10 protein-coding genes are annotated in these 16,036 nt (G+C 75.2%); 6 read left to right on the forward strand and 4 right to left on the reverse strand.

The window, feature by feature from the left end; translation table 11 throughout:
• The first annotated feature begins 149 nt into the window (after positions 1 to 149).
• Entirely contained in the window at positions 150 to 1,862 is a 1,713-nt protein-coding gene (locus ACZ4UX_RS24935) for a DUF4153 domain-containing protein (protein WP_465708287.1), read from the forward strand.
• A gap of 240 nt (positions 1,863 to 2,102) precedes the next feature.
• Here ACZ4UX_RS24935 and ACZ4UX_RS24940 read toward each other — a convergent pair whose 3' ends face one another.
• Positions 2,103 to 3,650 carry an MFS transporter gene (locus tag ACZ4UX_RS24940; protein WP_380390945.1) on the reverse strand — a complete coding sequence of 516 codons (1,548 nt, stop codon included), beginning with the start codon at positions 3,648 to 3,650 and terminating at the stop codon, positions 2,103 to 2,105.
• A gap of 160 nt (positions 3,651 to 3,810) precedes the next feature.
• Between ACZ4UX_RS24940 and ACZ4UX_RS24945 the strand changes: the two genes are divergently transcribed.
• From ACZ4UX_RS24945 to ACZ4UX_RS24955, 3 genes are all read left to right on the forward strand, one after another.
• Positions 3,811 to 4,629, forward strand: a complete 819-nt coding sequence (locus ACZ4UX_RS24945) for a TetR/AcrR family transcriptional regulator (RefSeq protein WP_465708288.1) — start codon at positions 3,811 to 3,813, stop codon at positions 4,627 to 4,629.
• 178 nt (positions 4,630 to 4,807) lie between these two features.
• Positions 4,808 to 5,518, forward strand: a complete 711-nt coding sequence (locus tag ACZ4UX_RS24950; RefSeq protein WP_465708289.1) for a ribonuclease HII — start codon at positions 4,808 to 4,810, stop codon at positions 5,516 to 5,518.
• A 256-nt stretch (positions 5,519 to 5,774) separates the two neighbouring features.
• Positions 5,775 to 6,302 (forward strand): hypothetical protein, encoded by a 528-nt coding sequence (locus ACZ4UX_RS24955; RefSeq protein WP_329489855.1) that lies wholly within the window; start codon positions 5,775 to 5,777, stop codon positions 6,300 to 6,302.
• Positions 6,303 to 6,447: 145 nt separating this feature from the next.
• Here ACZ4UX_RS24955 and ACZ4UX_RS24960 read toward each other — a convergent pair whose 3' ends face one another.
• Positions 6,448 to 7,056: a hypothetical protein gene (locus ACZ4UX_RS24960; RefSeq protein ID WP_465708290.1), complete on the reverse strand. Its 609-nt coding sequence runs from the start codon at positions 7,054 to 7,056 to the stop codon at positions 6,448 to 6,450.
• Between the two features lie 534 nt (positions 7,057 to 7,590).
• Positions 7,591 to 9,825 carry a RecQ family ATP-dependent DNA helicase gene (locus ACZ4UX_RS24965; RefSeq protein ID WP_465708291.1) on the reverse strand — a complete coding sequence of 745 codons (2,235 nt, stop codon included), beginning with the start codon at positions 9,823 to 9,825 and terminating at the stop codon, positions 7,591 to 7,593.
• A 228-nt stretch (positions 9,826 to 10,053) separates the two neighbouring features.
• Here ACZ4UX_RS24965 and ACZ4UX_RS24970 point away from each other — a divergent pair, with 228 nt between their 5' ends.
• The gene (locus tag ACZ4UX_RS24970; protein WP_465708292.1) at positions 10,054 to 11,622 is read left to right on the forward strand and encodes a DUF4192 domain-containing protein; all 1,569 of its coding nucleotides are present in this window, start codon (positions 10,054 to 10,056) and stop codon (positions 11,620 to 11,622) included.
• Between the two features lie 76 nt (positions 11,623 to 11,698).
• On the opposite strand, the gene ACZ4UX_RS24975 is transcribed toward ACZ4UX_RS24970, so the two are convergent.
• Positions 11,699 to 13,012 carry an alpha/beta fold hydrolase gene (locus tag ACZ4UX_RS24975; protein ID WP_329489859.1) on the reverse strand — a complete coding sequence of 438 codons (1,314 nt, stop codon included), beginning with the start codon at positions 13,010 to 13,012 and terminating at the stop codon, positions 11,699 to 11,701.
• Positions 13,013 to 13,762: 750 nt separating this feature from the next.
• Here ACZ4UX_RS24975 and ACZ4UX_RS24980 point away from each other — a divergent pair.
• On the forward strand, positions 13,763 to 15,904 hold the full coding sequence (locus ACZ4UX_RS24980; RefSeq protein WP_465708314.1) for an amylo-alpha-1,6-glucosidase: 2,142 nt from the start codon (positions 13,763 to 13,765) through the stop codon (positions 15,902 to 15,904).
• Positions 15,905 to 16,036: the final 132 nt, after the last annotated feature.

Below are 16,036 nucleotides of genomic sequence, written 5' to 3' on the forward strand. Positions count from 1 at the left end.
TCACAGCCTTGTGACGGAGGCGCCCCGGGGTTTTTTGAACCTGTTCAGAATGGTCTACAGTCGGCGTCAGTCGCGGCGCCCAGGCGCCTGCCGGCGGACTGCCCCGTGGGCTGCTTCCGCATGCCCGCAGACCCTTCGAGGGGGAACTCATGCCCGGTCACTCCACACCCGCCCCGGCCGGCGGACCGTCCGGATCCGACCCGTACCGCGCTCCCGGCGGCCCGGGGCAGCAGGCGGGCCCCCAGCATGCCGAGTCCGCTCCCGGACCGGCCGCTCCCGGCGCGTCGTGGCCGGGAGCGGCCGACGGCACGAACCCCTACCGCGCACCGGGCCGCCCCGCCCCGTCGCCCTTCTCGTGGCTGCGCCCCAGCGACCCGGGCCCCAAGGCCCCGGCCACGCCCCGGGTGCTCGCGGCCGCCCTGGTGACCGGCCTGCTGGTCTCCCTGCTGGTCAACCGCGGACTCGGCGTCAACCTGCTGATCTGCGGCGTGGCCGCCGCCGTCGGGGCCGGCCTGGCGGCCCGCTCGGCCGGTCGCCGGGTGCGCGGCTGGACGCTGCTCTGGAGCGCGCTGGCGCTCGCCCTGCTCGCCGTCCCGGCACTCTCCGACGCCGGCTGGCCGACGATGCTGTCGACGCTCTGCGCCCTGGGCCTGGCCTCGCTCGCGCTGCACGGCGGACGCCGCTGGGCGGGCGTGCTGCTCGCGCTGCCCGGCATCCTCTGGCAGCTGGTGCCCGGTCTGGGCTGGGCCGCCGCCGCCGTGCGCCGCATCAGCCCGGCCGGCCGGGGCAGGGTCGCCCCGGTCCTGAAGGCGGTCCTGGTGGCCGGGGTGCTGCTGGCCGTCTTCGGCTCGCTGTTCGCCAGTGCCGACGCCGCCATGGCCGACGTCCTGGAGGCGCTCATCCCGGACCTGGACCTGGGTGAGTTCCCGCTGCGCGCGGTGCTGTTCGTCCTCGGCACGGTCGTCGCGCTGGGCTTCGCCCACATCGCGGCGGGCCCGCGCCGCTGGGACCGCACGGTGGTCCGGCCGGGCCGCGAGCGCGGCCGGCTGGAGTGGGCGCTGCCGCTGGTCGCGCTCAACCTGATGTTCGGCGCGTTCGCGCTGATCCAGGCCGTGGTGGTGCTCGGCGGCCGGGACTCGATCGTGCGGAACACCGGGATGAGCCGGTCCGAGTACGCCCGGCAGGGCTTCTGGCAGCTGACCGCCGTCACCGTGCTGACCCTGGTCGTGGTGGGCATCGCCAAGCGCTGGGCGCCGCGCAGCACCGCGGCGGACCGCCGGCTGGTCCGCATCCTGCTCGGCGCGCTCTGCCTGCTCACCCTCGTCGTGGTCGCCTCGGCCCTCGGCCGGATGTGGTTCTACGTCGACGCCTCCGGGCTGACCAGGCTCCGGCTCTGGGTGCTGGTGGTCGAGGTCTGGCTGGGCGTCGTCTTCCTGCTGCTGATCACGGCCGGGCTGGTCCGCTCGGCGGCCTGGCTGCCGCGCGCCGTGGTGCTCAGCGGCATGCTGACGGCCGCGGTGTACGGACTGATGGGGCCGGACGCGATCATCGCCGAGCAGAACGTGGCCCGCTTCGAGCGGACCCAGCAGATCGACCTGCGCAACGTCCGGGACCTCTCGCTCGACGCCGTCCCGGCCCTGGACCGGCTGCCGAAGGACTACCGGACCTGCGCGCTGGAGCTGATGCGGACCCAGGCCGAGGAGGCCGTGCCCTGGTACGCGACCAACCTCGGGGCCTCCCGGGCGCGGGACATCCTCGCCGAGCGTCCGCTGGCGGACGAGGTGTCGGCGGCGGGCGACGCCTGCGCCCGGGCGGGCCTGTGGGACGGGTACCGGGAGGGCGAGGCCGCCGAGCGGCACTGAGCCGGCCCGGTGGGCCGTGCCGCCGTGCCGCCGTGTGGCGCGGGGGCGGAGGTGGCCCGACGCGCGAGGGCCGGCCGGGAGCGGTGAGCTCCCGGCCGGCCCTCGTGGTGTTCCGCGGTCGGTGCGGCATCCGGACGGTCCCGCCGTCGGCGGCCGCTCCGACCGGTGTCGCGTCGGCGCCGCGTCGCTGCGGTGTCGGGCTCGGTGTCGCGTCGGCGTCGCGTCGGTGTCGGTGTCGCGTCAGTGCATCGCGATGCCGGAGGTGTTCGACGCCAGGTCCTCCGCCTTGGCCCTGATCACGGTGACCGCGACCACCAGGGCGAGCCCGGCGAGCACCGCGCCCACGATGAAGCCGTGCGAAATGCCATGAGCGAGTACCTGGTTGGCCGCGTCGGTGCCCTTGGGGAACTCCTTCTTCTCCAGGAACGCCGCCTTCTGCTCCGGCGTGGCCGAGGCCATGAAGCCGGGCAGCTGCACCTTGGCCTCCGCGGTGGCGTAGTGCGCGAACACCGTGGTGAGGATCGACAGGCCCAGCGACCCGCCGATCTGCTGCATCGAGTTGAGCAGGCCGGACGCGGCGCCGGTGTCCTCGCCGGCCACCCCGGCGACCGCGAGCAGCATCACCGGGACGAAGGTCAGACCCATGCCGAAGCCGAACACCACCGTGGGGCCGAGCACCCCGTCGATGTAGCCGCTGTCCGCGTTCATCTGGGTCAGCCAGGTGAGCCCGATGGTGACGAACAGCGCACCCCCGGCCATGAACGGCTTCGGGCCGTACTTGGCCTGGAGGGTGGAGGCGACCTGCGCGGCGATGATGATCGACACGCTGATCGGGAGGAAGGCGAAGCCGGCCTTCAGCGGGCTGTAGCCGAGCGGTCCCTGCACGAAGAGCGTGACGTAGAAGAAGATGCCGAACATGGCCGCGGCCAGGCAGAGCATCATCACCAGGCCGCCGGTGCGGTTGCGGTTGGCGAACAGGTGCAGCGGGGTGATCGGCTGCGCGGTGCGGTTCTCGATCACCAGGAACGCGGCCACCAGCAGCACGCCGGCCGCGAAGGAGCCGAGCGTCACCGGGTCCGTCCAGCCGTCCGAGGCGGCCCGGATGAATCCGTAGACCAGGCTGACCAGCCCCAGCGTGGAGGTGAGCGCACCGGGCAGGTCGAAGCGGCCGGCGCGGCGCTCCGACTCCGCGATGTAGCGCGGCGCGGCGACGGCGATCAGGATCGCGATCGGCACGTTGACGAAGAACACCCAGCGCCAGTCGAGGTACTCGGTCAGCACGCCACCGGCCAGCAGGCCGATGGCCGCACCCGAACCGGCCACCGCCGAGAAGACCCCGAAGGCCTTGTTGCGTTCGGGCCCTTCGTCGAAGTTGGTGGCGATCAGGGCGAACGCGGTCGGCGAACATATCGCGCCGCCGATGCCCTGGAGCGCGCGGGCGGCGAGCAGCATGCCGCCGTCCTGCGCGAAGCCGCCGAGCAGCGAGGCCAGCCCGAACAGCAGCGTGCCGGCGATGAACACCCGGCGACGGCCGAGGATGTCGCCCGCGCGGCCGCCGAGCAGCAGCAAGCCACCGAAGGTCAGCGTGTAGGCGTTGATCACCCACGACAGGTTGGTGGTGGAGAAGTTCAGCGCGTCCCTGATCTGCGGCAGCGCGATGTTCACGATGGTGGCGTCGAGGACGACCATCAGCTGCGTCGCGGCGATGACGGTCAGGGTGATGCCCTTGCGCCTGCCCTGGCTGCCTTGCGGTGGAGAGTTCTTGCTGAGCGTGTCGGAGATAGCCAAGTTAGTGCCCCCTGCTGGCTACTGCTTCGTATGCTGTGGACCCGAGGTCCAGTGCGTTCCCGCGGCGTCCCGCGGGCTATGAAGGAACGGGATCGTTCACTAGCCTGGACGATATCCTGGGCGAGATTGTGAACGCAAGCGTTCCCTAAGGTTGGTGACGATGGATCAGTTGGTACGGCGCCAGGCGGCAGAACGGCCGGGCGGCCGGGCGGCCGAGCGGCCCGTCGAGCGGCCGCGCGACCAGGTCGCGGACCGGGCCGGCGAGCAGTTCCCGGGGTCTGCGGAGGGAGCCGTGGAGTGCCCGGCGGAGGGCGGTCCGGCCGTGCCCGTGCCGAGGATCGTCGTCCCGGTGGCCGGGCCGGCGTCGCACTGTCCGATGAAGGTGGCCGCCGAGGTGCTGTCCCGGCCGATGCGGCGCCGGGGCAAGGAGCTGGAACGCGCGATCTTCGAGGCCGTGCTCGACCAGCTCACCTCCGGCGGATTCGCACGGCTGACGATGGAAGGCGTCGCCGGGGCCGCGCGGACCGGGAAGGCCGCGTTGTACCGGCGCTGGGCGTCCAAGGTCGAACTCGTCATCGACGCCCTGGACTCCACTCTGCCACGGCCCTCCGACACCCCCGACCTCGGGTCCGCCCGTGCCGAATTGCTGCTGCTCATCCAGGGTTTCACCGAGGCGATGACCTCCCGGTCGGGCGGTGCCATGCACGCGTTGATGGCCGAGCTGGAGCACGAGCAGGCGGAGCTGTTCAAGGACTTCATCGTCCAGCGGGTGGTCGAGCCGACCAAGGACACGATCCTGGAGATCCTGCGGCGGGGAGCGGAGCGCGGCGACGTCCGGCCCGGCGCGGTCAGCCCGCTGGTCGCCGACGTGGCGCCCGCGATGCTGATGTACCGGGTCAAGGTCTGCGGCCGGCAGCTCGGGCGCGGATTCGCCGTCGAGCTGGTGGACGAGGTCCTGGTGCCGCTGATCCGCCGCTGACGCGCGCTGCCGGGGGCGGGGGGCGGGTCCGGGTGGTGTGCCTGGCGGCCGGGGCGCCAGGTCGCCGGGGGCGGCTGGTCGGGGCGGTTCCGGGCGGCGAGGTCACCGGGGGCCGGCTGGTCGGGGCGGTTCCGGGCGGGGCTTACGCTGGAGGTTGCCCCAGCCGAAGGACTCCGCGATGCCCATCGTTCCGCCGACGCACTCCGTCGAGCGCTCGCTGCGCCGGGCCGGCGCCAAGATCGTCGTCGGTCTCGACGAGGTCGGGCGCGGCGCCTGGGCCGGACCGGTCACCGTGGGTGCCGCCGTCACCGGACTGCGCAAGCCCCCGGAGGGCCTGACCGACTCCAAGCTGCTCACCGAGCTGCGCCGCGAGGCGCTGGCCCCCGTCCTCGCCGACTGGGTCACCGCGTACGCGCTCGGTCACGCCTCCGCGCTGGAGTGCGACGAGCTGGGGATGACCGCGGCGCTGCGGCTGGCCGCCGTGCGCGCCCTGGAGGCGCTGCCGGTCGAACCGGACGCGGTGATACTCGACGGCAAGCACGACTACCTGGGCGGCCCGTGGCGGGTACGCACGGTCATCAAGGGCGATCAGTCCTGCATCTGCGTGTCGGCGGCCTCGGTGCTCGCCAAGGTCCACCGCGACGGCCTGATGGCCGAACTCGGCGAGACCTGCCCCGAGTACGGTTTCGCCGACAACGCCGGCTACCCCTCCCCGGTGCACCGCACCGCGCTGGCGGAGTTCGGCCCGACCGAACAGCACCGGCTCTCCTGGGCCTACCTGGACGGGCTGCCCCGATGGCGCCACCTGAAGCGGACCAGGGCCGCCGTCGGTGTCGGCGCACCGGGCTCGGCGGGTCCCGCGGACGAGCAGTTGACGCTCGGTTTCTGACGTTTCGTCGTCCCTTGACCCGGGTGGGGGCGGAGGGCTTCCGTGCCCAATGGGTGGGGCGCCCGTGCGCGCCCGACCGGCATTTGATAGATATCCGGGTATGCCTGTCTTCCCCGAGGAGCCGGAGATTCACGAGAGCCTCCCGGGCCCCGGCGTTCCCTTCCCCCGCGAGTCGGACGCACAAGCCCCCCGTACGCCTGCCTCCGGCAGCGCGACTCCTTCCGCACCGTCGACCGTCACCGCAGCCCCGGCCCCGGTGCCGGGCCAACGACCCGCACCCGCGCGCCCGGCGCCGCCGGGTGCCGGGCGCCCGGGGCCGCAGCCCCGGCCGGGTGGGATCCCCAAGCCCGGTCCGCGCCGTCCGGCGCCCGCGGCACCGCAGGTCGCGGTCCAACTCCTGTCCGCCACCGCCGCGCAGGCGCTGGAGCGCGCCGACGAGGCGGTCGACCGGCTGCTGGACTCCGGCCGCGACCCGGGCGCCGTCCTGGTGCTGACGGTCGGCGAACCGCACCCCTGGCAGCGGCACGAACTCTCCTTCGGCGAGGAGCGCTACTGGGCGCAACTCGCCGAGGGGGGAGACGTGTTCTACGCGGACGCCGCGCTGACCCGGCCGGCCCGCCGTGCCGTGGTCGTGCTGGTGGTCAACGGCGGCAGCGCCGACCGTGCCGCCAAGGCGTTCACCGAGGCGCGCGGCCGGGCGGCCGAGCTCCTGGTGGTCTGCGGTGACGCCGGCCCCGCCGCCGAGGCCGCCGGTGTACCGGCCGGCCGCCCCGTGTCCGCCTGACACCCGTCGACCCTCGGGCCCGGCACCACCAGGTGCCGGGCCCGACCCGTGCCGTTCCGACCCGTGCCGCCACCTGTGGGCGTGCCCGTGGTGCCCGGGCCCCGAAGCACGGGTGGGCGGCGGCCCGTTGCCCGAGGGCGTGGCCTCAGTAGGTGCCGGTGCGCCGGCCGGGCTCGATCGCGCTGACCCGTGCGCCGGTCCACGGGCGCTCGGACTGGCGCAGGGGGCGCTGCCCCCGCGCGCTCTCCAGTGCCGGGCGGGGCGGCAGCTCGGTCACGGTGCGGACCGGCCCGTCCGCCCACGAGCCCGAGTGCGGATTGCGTCCGCTCCGGCCGTCGGCGAGGATCTGCCAGCCCGCCGGGGTCAGCGTGAGGTACGAACCGCAGCGCAGTCCGTGCAGGGCGGCCGCGTCCTGCAGGGCCCACATCCAGGCGCCGTCCTGGGCCGTCCAGCCCGCCGAGCCCTCCCGGCAGCGCAGCAGCACGGCCGTTCTGGCCGGAGTGGTCCGGCGCAGGTCGTGCGGGGTGACCTGCCGCAGGTGCGCCAGGAGGGCGTTGCGGTGCTCCCAGCCGTCGGTGTGGCGCGGCCGGGGAACGAAGGACGCCGAGGCGTTCAGCCGGTGCGAGGCGTCCAGCACGGTGACCACGACCGTGCCGGGCTGCGGCAGGTGGCGCCGGTGCAGTTCCAGGACGAACTCGCGCGGGTCGCGCAGCGACGGGATCCCCGAGGCAGCCCACGTCTCCAGGTCGCACACCCGTCTGGGCTCCGAACCCCGGGCGAGGGGATACTGACCTCGGCCGATACCGTTGATCACGATCCTCCTTCCCGACCCACGGATGCGCGGGTACGTGTGTACGTCGAAGCCCTGGTCCAGCGGACCGGGTTCCGGGTACGGTCCAATTCTCAGGGCAGCGGGGGTGGAGCGGCAATGATGAAATGATGAACGCCGCCCGAAAGCCAACGTTCTGCCGGATATATTCCCCCTCGGCGTGACCGTCACCCACGGCTCGCGAGGCGGTGATCCGGAGCACCCGAAGGCCGGTGCGGAGTACTTTTCGCATGGTCGCCCCTCCCTTTGCCCGGTCGGTGCCGCCGGTTCCCGCAGATCGTCCGCACTGCGGCCGCATTACTCCATTCGGGTGTAGGTCAGTGCCGGAACCCCAGGCTCCGTCACCGTCTTCCCGCCGATCACGAGCGCAGTCCCACCTCCCTCCGCTCGTTCCGGCCCGCTTCGCACCTCCCGGTTGGCCCCGGCTCCCCGCTCGCCGGAGCCCCGCGTACCGCCGGCTCAGCCCTGTACGGCCAGGACCAGCGGCAGGACGGCGCTCGCCCCGGCCTTGCGCAGCAGGCGGGCGGCGACGGTGACCGTCCACCCGGAGTCGACCAGGTCGTCGACCAGCAGCACCGGCCCGCCCGCCGCGGCCACCGCCGCCTCCACCTCCGGCGGCAGCGCGAGCGCTCCGGCCAGTGCGTGCAGGCGCTGGGCACTGTTGCTGCGCCCGCCCTGCGGCGACCGTCCGGCCGCGTACTCGATGTGCCCGAGCAGGGGCAGCCGGCCGATCTCGGCGATCCGGGCCCCGAGGCTGCCGACGAGCTGCGGTCGGCGCGACGAGGCCATGGTCACCACGCCGACCGGCCGGTCGAGCCGGACTCCCTCGGTCGTCGCGGGCCCGGCCCAGCCGCCGGGGCCGCGCGCCCAGTCGCTCAGCACCGCCACCAGGGCGTCCACCGCCTCCCCGGGCACCGGAACGTCGGGCGCCTGGTCGGCCAGCAGCGTCCGCAGCCGGTTGCCCCAGCCGATGTCGGAGAGCCGGCCCAGCGCCCGGCCCGTCTCGGCCTGCTCGCCCGCCGGGATGCGGCCCTTGAGCGGCACGCCCAGCGCGTCCATCCCGGTCGGCCAGAGCCGGCGAGGCTCGAAGCTGACGCCGGGCCGGCCGAGCGCGGCCCGCGCCGCGTCCAGCGCCGCGGCGGAGACCTCCGGGGTGTGCAGCGGTCCGGCGCAGTTGTCGCAGCGGCCGCACGGCTCGGCCTGCTCGTCGTCCAGCTGCCGCCGCAGGAACTCCATCCGGCAACCGGTCGACGCCGCGTACTCGCGCATCGCCGCCTGCTCCGCCTCGCGCGAGGCGGCGACCTTGGCGTACCGGGCGGTGTCGTACGCCCAGCTCTGCCCGGTGGCCGTCCAGCCGCCCTTGACCCGGTGCACCGCGCCGTCCACGTCGAGCACCTTGAGCATGGTCTCCAGCCGGGCGCGGCGCAGGTCCACCCGGGGCTCCAGGGCGGCGGTGGAGAGCGGCCGGCCGGCCTCGGCGAGGGCGTCGATGGTGCGGCGGACCTGCTCCTCGGGCGGGAAGGCCAGGGAGGCGAAGTAGCGCCAGATCGCCTCGTCCTCGCGCCCGGGCAGCAGCAGCACCTCGGCCCGGTCGACGCCACGGCCGGCCCGGCCGACCTGCTGGTAGTAGGCGATCGGCGAGCTGGGCGAGCCCAGGTGCACCACGAATCCGAGGTCCGGCTTGTCGAAGCCCATGCCGAGCGCCGAGGTGGCGACCAGCGCCTTGACCCGGTTGGCCAGCAGGTCCGCCTCGGCGGTGCGGCGCTCGGCGTCCTCGGTGCGGCCGGAGTACGAGGCCACCGGGAAGCCCCGCTCGCGCAGGAAGGCCGTCACCTCGTCGGTGGCGGCGACCGTGAGGGTGTAGATGATGCCGGAGCCGGGCAGCCGGTCGAGGTGGTCGGCCAGCCAGGCCAGCCGGTGCGCCGGGTCGGGCAGGGCGAGCACCCCCAGGGTGAGGCTCTTGCGGTCCAGCGGGCCGCGCAGCACCAGGGCGTGCTCGTCGGTGGTGCCGGTGCCGAGCTGCTCGGCGACGTCGGCGGTGACGCGGGCGTTGGCCGTGGCGGTGGTGGCCAGCACCGGGACGCCCGGCGAGAGGTCGGCGAGCATGGTGCGCAGCCGGCGGTAGTCGGGGCGGAAGTCGTGGCCCCAGTCGGAGATGCAGTGCGCCTCGTCCACCACCAGCAGGCCGGTGGAGGCGGCGAGCTTGGGGAGTACCTGGTCCCGGAAGTCGGGGTTGTTCAGGCGCTCGGGGCTGACCAGCAGGATGTCCACCGCGCCCGCCGCGACCTCGGCCTGGACGGCGTCCCACTCGTCGGTGTTGGCCGAGTTGATGGTGCGGGCGTTGATGCCGGCCCGGGCGGCCGACTCGACCTGGTTGCGCATCAGGGCGAGCAGGGGGGAGACGATCACCGTCGGACCGGCGCCGCGGGCCCGCAGCAGGGCGGTGGCGATGAAGTAGACGGCGGACTTTCCCCAGCCGGTGCGTTGCACCACGAGGGCCCGGCGGTGGTCGACGACCAGGGCCTCGATGGCCGTCCACTGGTCCTCGCGGAGGGTGGCGGCGGGCCCGGCGAGTTCGCGCAGGACGGCCTCGGCCCGCGCCCGGACCTCGGCGCGGTCGGCGGCTGTCGCGCTGCCGGTGCCGGCCGTGGTGGTGGCGTCGGTGGCGGTGGTGTGGTTCTGCGGCTGCTGCATGCCGTCCATGTAACCCCGAGCTGCCGACAATGGGCGAACGGCGCTGCTCACGGGTGGGTGGCCGGCGGGTGCAATTCATCAGCTCTTCCGCTGAACGGGTGTCGAATGTCCCCCGGGAGAGTGGCTCCGAATGGCCCGAACGAAGGACGTTTTATCCACAGGCGGGCTTTATCCACAGGGAAAAGGAAAATCCGGGGGCGGCTCGTGGATTGCGGCAGTCTTCCGGTCATGAACAACGAACGCGTCGCACTCCCCTTCCACCCGGCCTCCGGCGGGCGTCCGGTCACCATGCGCGGCCCGGCCGACATGGCCGAGCTGCTGCCCTACCTGCTGGGCTTCTTCCCCGACGACAGCATCGTCGCCGTCGGCCTCCAGGGGCCGGACCTCCACCAGGGCGGGGTGATCCGGCTGGACATCCCCGAGGCGCCGCAGCAGTGGTCGGCGGCCGCCGACGAGACGGCCTCGCTGCTCGTCGGCCTCTCCGAGCGCCGGGACCGCCGACCGGTCCAGGTCCTCCTCTACCTCTGTCAGGACCCCGACCGGGAGCACGGTCCGCCGGTGCTCGACCGGCTCGAACCGCTCGCGGAGGAGCTGCGGGCGGCCTTCGAGGCCAGGGGAGTGCGGGTGAAGGAGTCACTCTGCGTGTCCGCCGGCCGCTGGTGGTCCTTCCTCTGCCGTCGGGAGGGGTGCTGCGATCCGGCCGGCCACCCGGTCCGGCACAGCCCCGCCCCCGGGCCGGTGGCCGCGGCGGCCACGTTCGCGGGACTCGCGCCGCGGGGCAGTCGCAAGGCGATCGTGGCGGCGGTGGGCCCGATCGGTCCGCCCGAGGCGGACGCCCAGCGCCTGGCACTGGCCCGGGTACTGGACAGCCGGGCGCCGTCGCCCTCCCGGGAGCAGGGCGGCGCGCTGCTCGACCAGGCGGTGGCCGAGTTCATGGCCGGCGCGCGCGTACTCGACGACCACCGGACGGCCCGGCTGCTCGTCGCCCTCCAGGACCGGCGCACCCGGGACCGGGCTGCCGAGTACATCCGGCCCGAGGAGCTCGCGCCCACCCAGCGGCTCTGGCGCTTCCTCGCCAGGCGGTGCGTGCCGCCCTACACCGGCTACGCCCCGCCGCCGCTCACTCTGCTGGCCTGGGCCTCCTGGGTCGCGGGTGACACCGCGACGGCCCGCGTGGTGCTCGCCCACACGCTCCGGCTCGCCCCCACCTACCTGCTGGCCCAGCTGCTCTACGAGTCGTTGAACGGCGGGCTCTCGCCCGAGGAGCTGTTGGCGAGCGTGGCGGCCGAGCGCAGCCGCCGCTCCGCCGGAGAGCGGGGAGCGCCGGCGGGCGGCCCGGGCCGCCCTGCTCCTGAGCGGGGTCCGGACCCCGAGCGGTCGCCGGAGGAGCCGTCGCCCCCGGTCCCGGCGAAGCCTCGCCGTCGGCGCGCCCGCAAGGGGGAGGCCGAGGCGGAGCCGTCGGGTGAGTCGGGTGCCGCGAGCCCGGGGGCGGTGCCCGGCGAGGCAGGTGTGCCAGGTGTCGCCGGTACGCCGGGGCGGCGCCCCGACCGTCCGGCCAGGGGCACGGCGAAGGCCCGCGAGGGCGGTCGGCCCGACGAGGGCCCGAGGGCAGGGCCGCCGGTTCGGGCGTCTGACCGCGAGGCGCGACGGCCGTCCTCCCGGGTGCGCTCCGCCCGGAGGGTGGGGTCAGGCCGCGCCTCGCCCTGGGCGTCGGTGGAGGCGGGGGCGACGGCGGGTGGGCGCGGCCGGAGTCGCGGCGCCCGCGGTGCGACGGGCAGGTCCCGGCATGCGCCGTGACACCCCGGCGGTCGGGGGCCCCGGTTCCTCCGTCGGCCGGCTCGGGCCGCCGACCCGAGCCGGCGGCCCTAGGCGGCTACACCTCGCCGCGGGCCATCGCGATCAGACGGTCCAGCACCTTGCCGCCGCTGACCCGGAGCCCGTCGTGCTCCCACTCGTTGGTGACCCACGTCCGCAGGCCGCGTACGGCCCGGGCGGTCTCCAGCGAGTCCGCGGTGTCGACGTACATGTCGTCGTGGTAGACCGCCGCCACGACGGGCACCTCGTTGACGGCCAGTCGGGCCGGGTCGTACAGGTCGGCCCAGTCGGTGCGGGCGGCGAGCAGCTCCGCCGTCTCCTTCAGCGGGCGGAGCGCCGGGTCGGTGTCGAACAGCCAGGGGTAGATCATCTCCCCGGTGAACAGCACCGGGGCCCCCGATTCCAGCGCAGCCCCGGCGTCGAACTCGGGGAACTCCTTGCGGACGCGCTCGGCCGCCCAGCCGGTGCCCGCCCCGTCCACCGACCGCTGACCGTAGATCGATTCGTGCAGCACGGCGTACAGCGGCCCCTCGGCGAAGGAGACCTTCGCCTGGACGCCGGCCAGGAAGGTGTCGGACAGCTCGGGCCCGGCGACGCCTTCCACCCAAGCCTCCTCCAGCAGGTAGTGCAGGCTCCCGGAGCCGCTGCCGCCGCCGAGCATCATGCCGAGGCCCTGGAACGCCTGGACGGTGAGCAGCCCGCCGTCGGGCAGCGTGGCGGGGGAGTCGGCGAGGTGGGCGGCGATCCGCCGGACCGCTTCGACGTCCTGCGGGAAGCGGGCGTAGTGCTCCTCGTTCTTGCGGACCACCCGGGGGTAGGCCGCCCGGTACACGTCGTCGGCCGAGCTGCGCAGGCCCGCGAGGCCGCCCGTGACGAAGGCCTCGTGCAGCCCCTCGGGCGCGATCGACAGGTAGGTGAGGAGGCAGAAGCCGCCGAAGCTCTGGCCGAGCACGCTCCAGCGCCGGTCGTCGCCGAGCAGTCGGCGCCGGATCAGCTCGGCGTCCCGCACGATCGAGTCCGCGCGGAAGCACGCCAGGTAGTCGGCCTGCTCCTGGGCGCCGCCGCGCCGGGCGAGGGTCTGCCGGTTCGCGGGCGTGGACCGCCCGGTGCCGCGCTGGTCGAGCAGGAGCACCCGGTAGTCGTCCAGGGCGCGCTCCAGCCAGCCGTCGCGGCCGAGCGGGCGCCCCGCCTTGCCGCCCGGTCCGCCCTGGAGGAAGAGCAGCCAGGGCAGGTCGTCCTTCTCACGGCGCGCGGCCACCACCTCGCGGGCGTACACCTCGATCTGCTCGCCCTGGGGGGCGGAGTGGTCGAGGGGCACGCGGAAGACGTGGTCGGTCGTGACAATCCCGGGCAGCCGGCTGGCGGTGGACATACAACTCCTCGGTATGTGTCTGGTTCACAGCCGTCACGCCGCCGCTCACGGTGTTGCCGGTGCGGGCGCCGCAACCCCCGCACCGTATCCTGACGGCGGTCGGACACGGGTTCGACGGTTGCCGTTCACGACCGTCCGCCCGAGGAGCCGCGCGAGGCTGTACGACAGCCGCGGCACCCGTGGGTGCGGGCCCGTCACGGCACCGGCCCGGAGCGCCGGCGGCCCGGCGGCGGCACGACTGCCCGGTACCCCGGTGCGGCAGGCCGAAGTGACGGTTCGGGCGTTACCTGCGGCCGGTCCGCGGCGTTCACCCCGGGGGCACTGTGCCCGGACGGACACCGGGCTCCCGTAGCCGGACGACGCCGCGCCGCGCCGAGTACCGGGGTGCGGCCCGCCGACGGTGCCCGGCGCACCGCCCGGCCGACGGGCGGCCGGCAGAAGGTGGCCGCCCCGCGCCCGTCCACGGCGGGACCGGGGCGCCGATCGGGACACGGCGTCACCGGTGCGACCGGGCAAAGGCCGTGACGAAGTGCCGGGCACCAGCGGGTGCCCGGGAAAGGCGAACCCGGTACCCCGGCGGCACCGGGCACCGCATGGCACGGCCCGGCGACGGGTACGGCCAGACACGGCAGACACGCCGGCGGGAACCCCCGCCGGCCAGGCATCATCAGCACGCGATCGAGCGTGCTCGCGGCCCACCGGCCCCACCGGCCACCGGACCGCCGAGGGGAGGAGAGTCCGGTGACCGCCATGAGGCCACCACAGGCCATGCCGGCCGAGAGCGTGGTCGGTGCGCCGAGACCGGTCGGGCGCCCCGACCAGGTACCGCCGGGCATGCCCGGCGGCGCACCCGCCGGCCCGGCCCGGTCAGCGGCGCCGCCGCGTCCGCAGCCCGCCGCCGTCCACCACGCGGTGCTCTGCGTCAACGCCCCCTCGATGGCCGCCTCCGGTCCGGACGGACAGCTGCGCGGTCACGGCCTCCACGGCTTCTACCGCTCCGGAGTCCGGGTCCTGGCCCGGATGGAGCTGCGGATCGGCGGTATGGAGCCGCTGCCGCTCCAGGGCACCCTGACCTCGGCGGCGCAGGCCCGCTTCCTCGGCGCCGTCCGGATCCCCGGCGACCTCGACCCCGATCCGGCGCTCACCGTCGAACGGCTGCGCCATGCCGACGGGATCGAGACCGTCACCGTCCGGAACACCGGCAGCAGGCCGGCCCGGCTGCCGCTGGAGATCGCGCTCGGCACGGACCTCGGCCCGGTCGGCGAGATCGCCGCCGGGCACCGGCCGCCGGACCTGCCCGGACAGGTGCAGTCCGCCGGGCTGCGCTGGGCCGGGCCGACCCACAGCGCCGTCGTCAGCGCCAAGCCCTCGCCGCACGCCGTGCTGGCCGGCGCCGGAGTACTGCGCTGGGATCTGGAGGTGCAGCCCGGCGCCCGGTGGTCGGTCGAGCTGCGCACCGAGCTGGAGAGCACCACCCCCGGTCCCCGGCCGCCGGGCGGCCGCGGCACCGGGGTCCCGCTGCCGTGGGCGGAGCCGGAGGTCCGCAGTGACGACCCCCGGGTCCAGTCGCTGGTGCCGCGGGCACTGGACGCCCTCGGCGGCCTGCTGTTCGCCGACCCGGACCGCCCGACCGACCTCTACCCGGCCTCCGGCGCGCCCTGGCGCTTCGGACTCGCCCCGGCCGACGCGCTCTGGGCGGCCCGGCTGATGCTCCCGCTGGGCACCCGGCTGGCGGCCGGCACCCTGCGGGCACTCGCCCGCCGTCAGCAGCTCGCGCCCCCGGCCGGCCAGGGCGGCCCCGGCCAACGCCCCGAGGGGCTGCTGCCCGGGGCGCTGCGGCACGGCGGTCCGGAGCTGCCGCCCACCTGCACGGCCACCGAGGCGACCCTGCTGTTCGTCACGGTGCTCGCCGAGGCCTGGCGCTGGGGCCTGCCCCGGCACGAGGTGGCCGAGCTGCTGCCGGCCGCCGAGCGGGCGCTCGGGGCGCTCCGCGACGGCCTGGTCGACGGCTTCGTCACCGACCTGAGCCGTCCGGTGGAGGAGCGCGCCGCCCATCCGGTGGCGGCCCGCGCCGAGGTCCAGGCCCAGGCGCACCGGGCCGCGCTGCACGGGGCCGAGCTGCTGGACGCCTTCGGCCGCCCCGGCGCCGAGGAGTGGCGCTCCTGGGCGGCCGGTCTGCGGGGGCGCTTCCGTGAGCGGTTCTGGATCGACGACCTCTCCGGCGGCCGTCCGGCGGCGGGCCTCGTCCCGGGCGGGCAGCAGCTCCCCGCCGTCGCCTCCTCCTTCGTCCACCTCCTCGACCCGGGGCTCTGCGCCGACGGCGGCCGGCACGAGAGCCTGCTCGACCGCGAGCAGACCAGGGTGCTGGCCCAACGGCTGGCCGCGCCCGAGCTGGACAGCGGCTGGGGCCTGCGCACGCTCAGCTCCAAGTCGCCCCGGTTCAATCCGCTCGGCCACCGCAGCGGGGCGGTGCGGGTCCATGAGACCGCCCTCGCGATCGCCGGGCTGGCCGAGGCCGGCCACGAGAACGAGGCCGGCGCGCTGCTGGAGGGCCTGCTCGGCGCGGCCGCCCACTTCGAGGGCCGGCTGCCCGAGATGTACGCGGGGGAGCAGCGCGTCCCCGGTTGCCCGCCGGTGCCGCACCCGGCCGCGTGCCACCCGGCGGCGGTCTCGGCGGCCGGGGCCGTGCACGCGGTGTTCGCCCTCGCCGGGGTGCGCCCCGACGTACCGGGCGGGCGGGTGCTGGTCCGGCCGGCCAGCACCGCTCCGCTGGGCGAGTTGCAGCTGACCGGGCTGCGGGTGGCGGGCGAGCCGTTCTCGGTGCGGGTGAGCCGGATCGGCGTGGCGATGGTCGAGGAGGCGTCCGCGGAGCTCCAGCTGGTCGCCCGCTGACCCCCGAACCGCGCCCCGGGGGGGGGGGGGGGGGGGGGGGGGGGGGGGGGGGGGGGGGGGGGGATGGCGGGAAGGGGGGGGAGAGGGGTAATTAAAAGGAAGGGCCTGCTCGAAACAGACGACCTTGCCAAT

The organism is Kitasatospora sp. NPDC028961 (assembly GCF_055564815.1).

Coding starts and splice junctions, on each gene's coding strand:
- ACZ4UX_RS24965 (WP_465708291.1), bottom strand. CDS start 9,825: ATGCAGCAGCCGCAGAACCACACCACCGCCACCGACGCCACCACCACG.
- ACZ4UX_RS24935 (WP_465708287.1), top strand. CDS start 150: ATGCCCGGTCACTCCACACCCGCCCCGGCCGGCGGACCGTCCGGATCC.
- ACZ4UX_RS24945 (WP_465708288.1), top strand. CDS start 3,811: ATGGATCAGTTGGTACGGCGCCAGGCGGCAGAACGGCCGGGCGGCCGG.
- ACZ4UX_RS24950 (WP_465708289.1), top strand. CDS start 4,808: ATGCCCATCGTTCCGCCGACGCACTCCGTCGAGCGCTCGCTGCGCCGG.
- ACZ4UX_RS24975 (WP_329489859.1), bottom strand. CDS start 13,012: ATGTCCACCGCCAGCCGGCTGCCCGGGATTGTCACGACCGACCACGTC.
- ACZ4UX_RS24980 (WP_465708314.1), top strand. CDS start 13,763: ATGAGGCCACCACAGGCCATGCCGGCCGAGAGCGTGGTCGGTGCGCCG.
- ACZ4UX_RS24970 (WP_465708292.1), top strand. CDS start 10,054: ATGAACAACGAACGCGTCGCACTCCCCTTCCACCCGGCCTCCGGCGGG.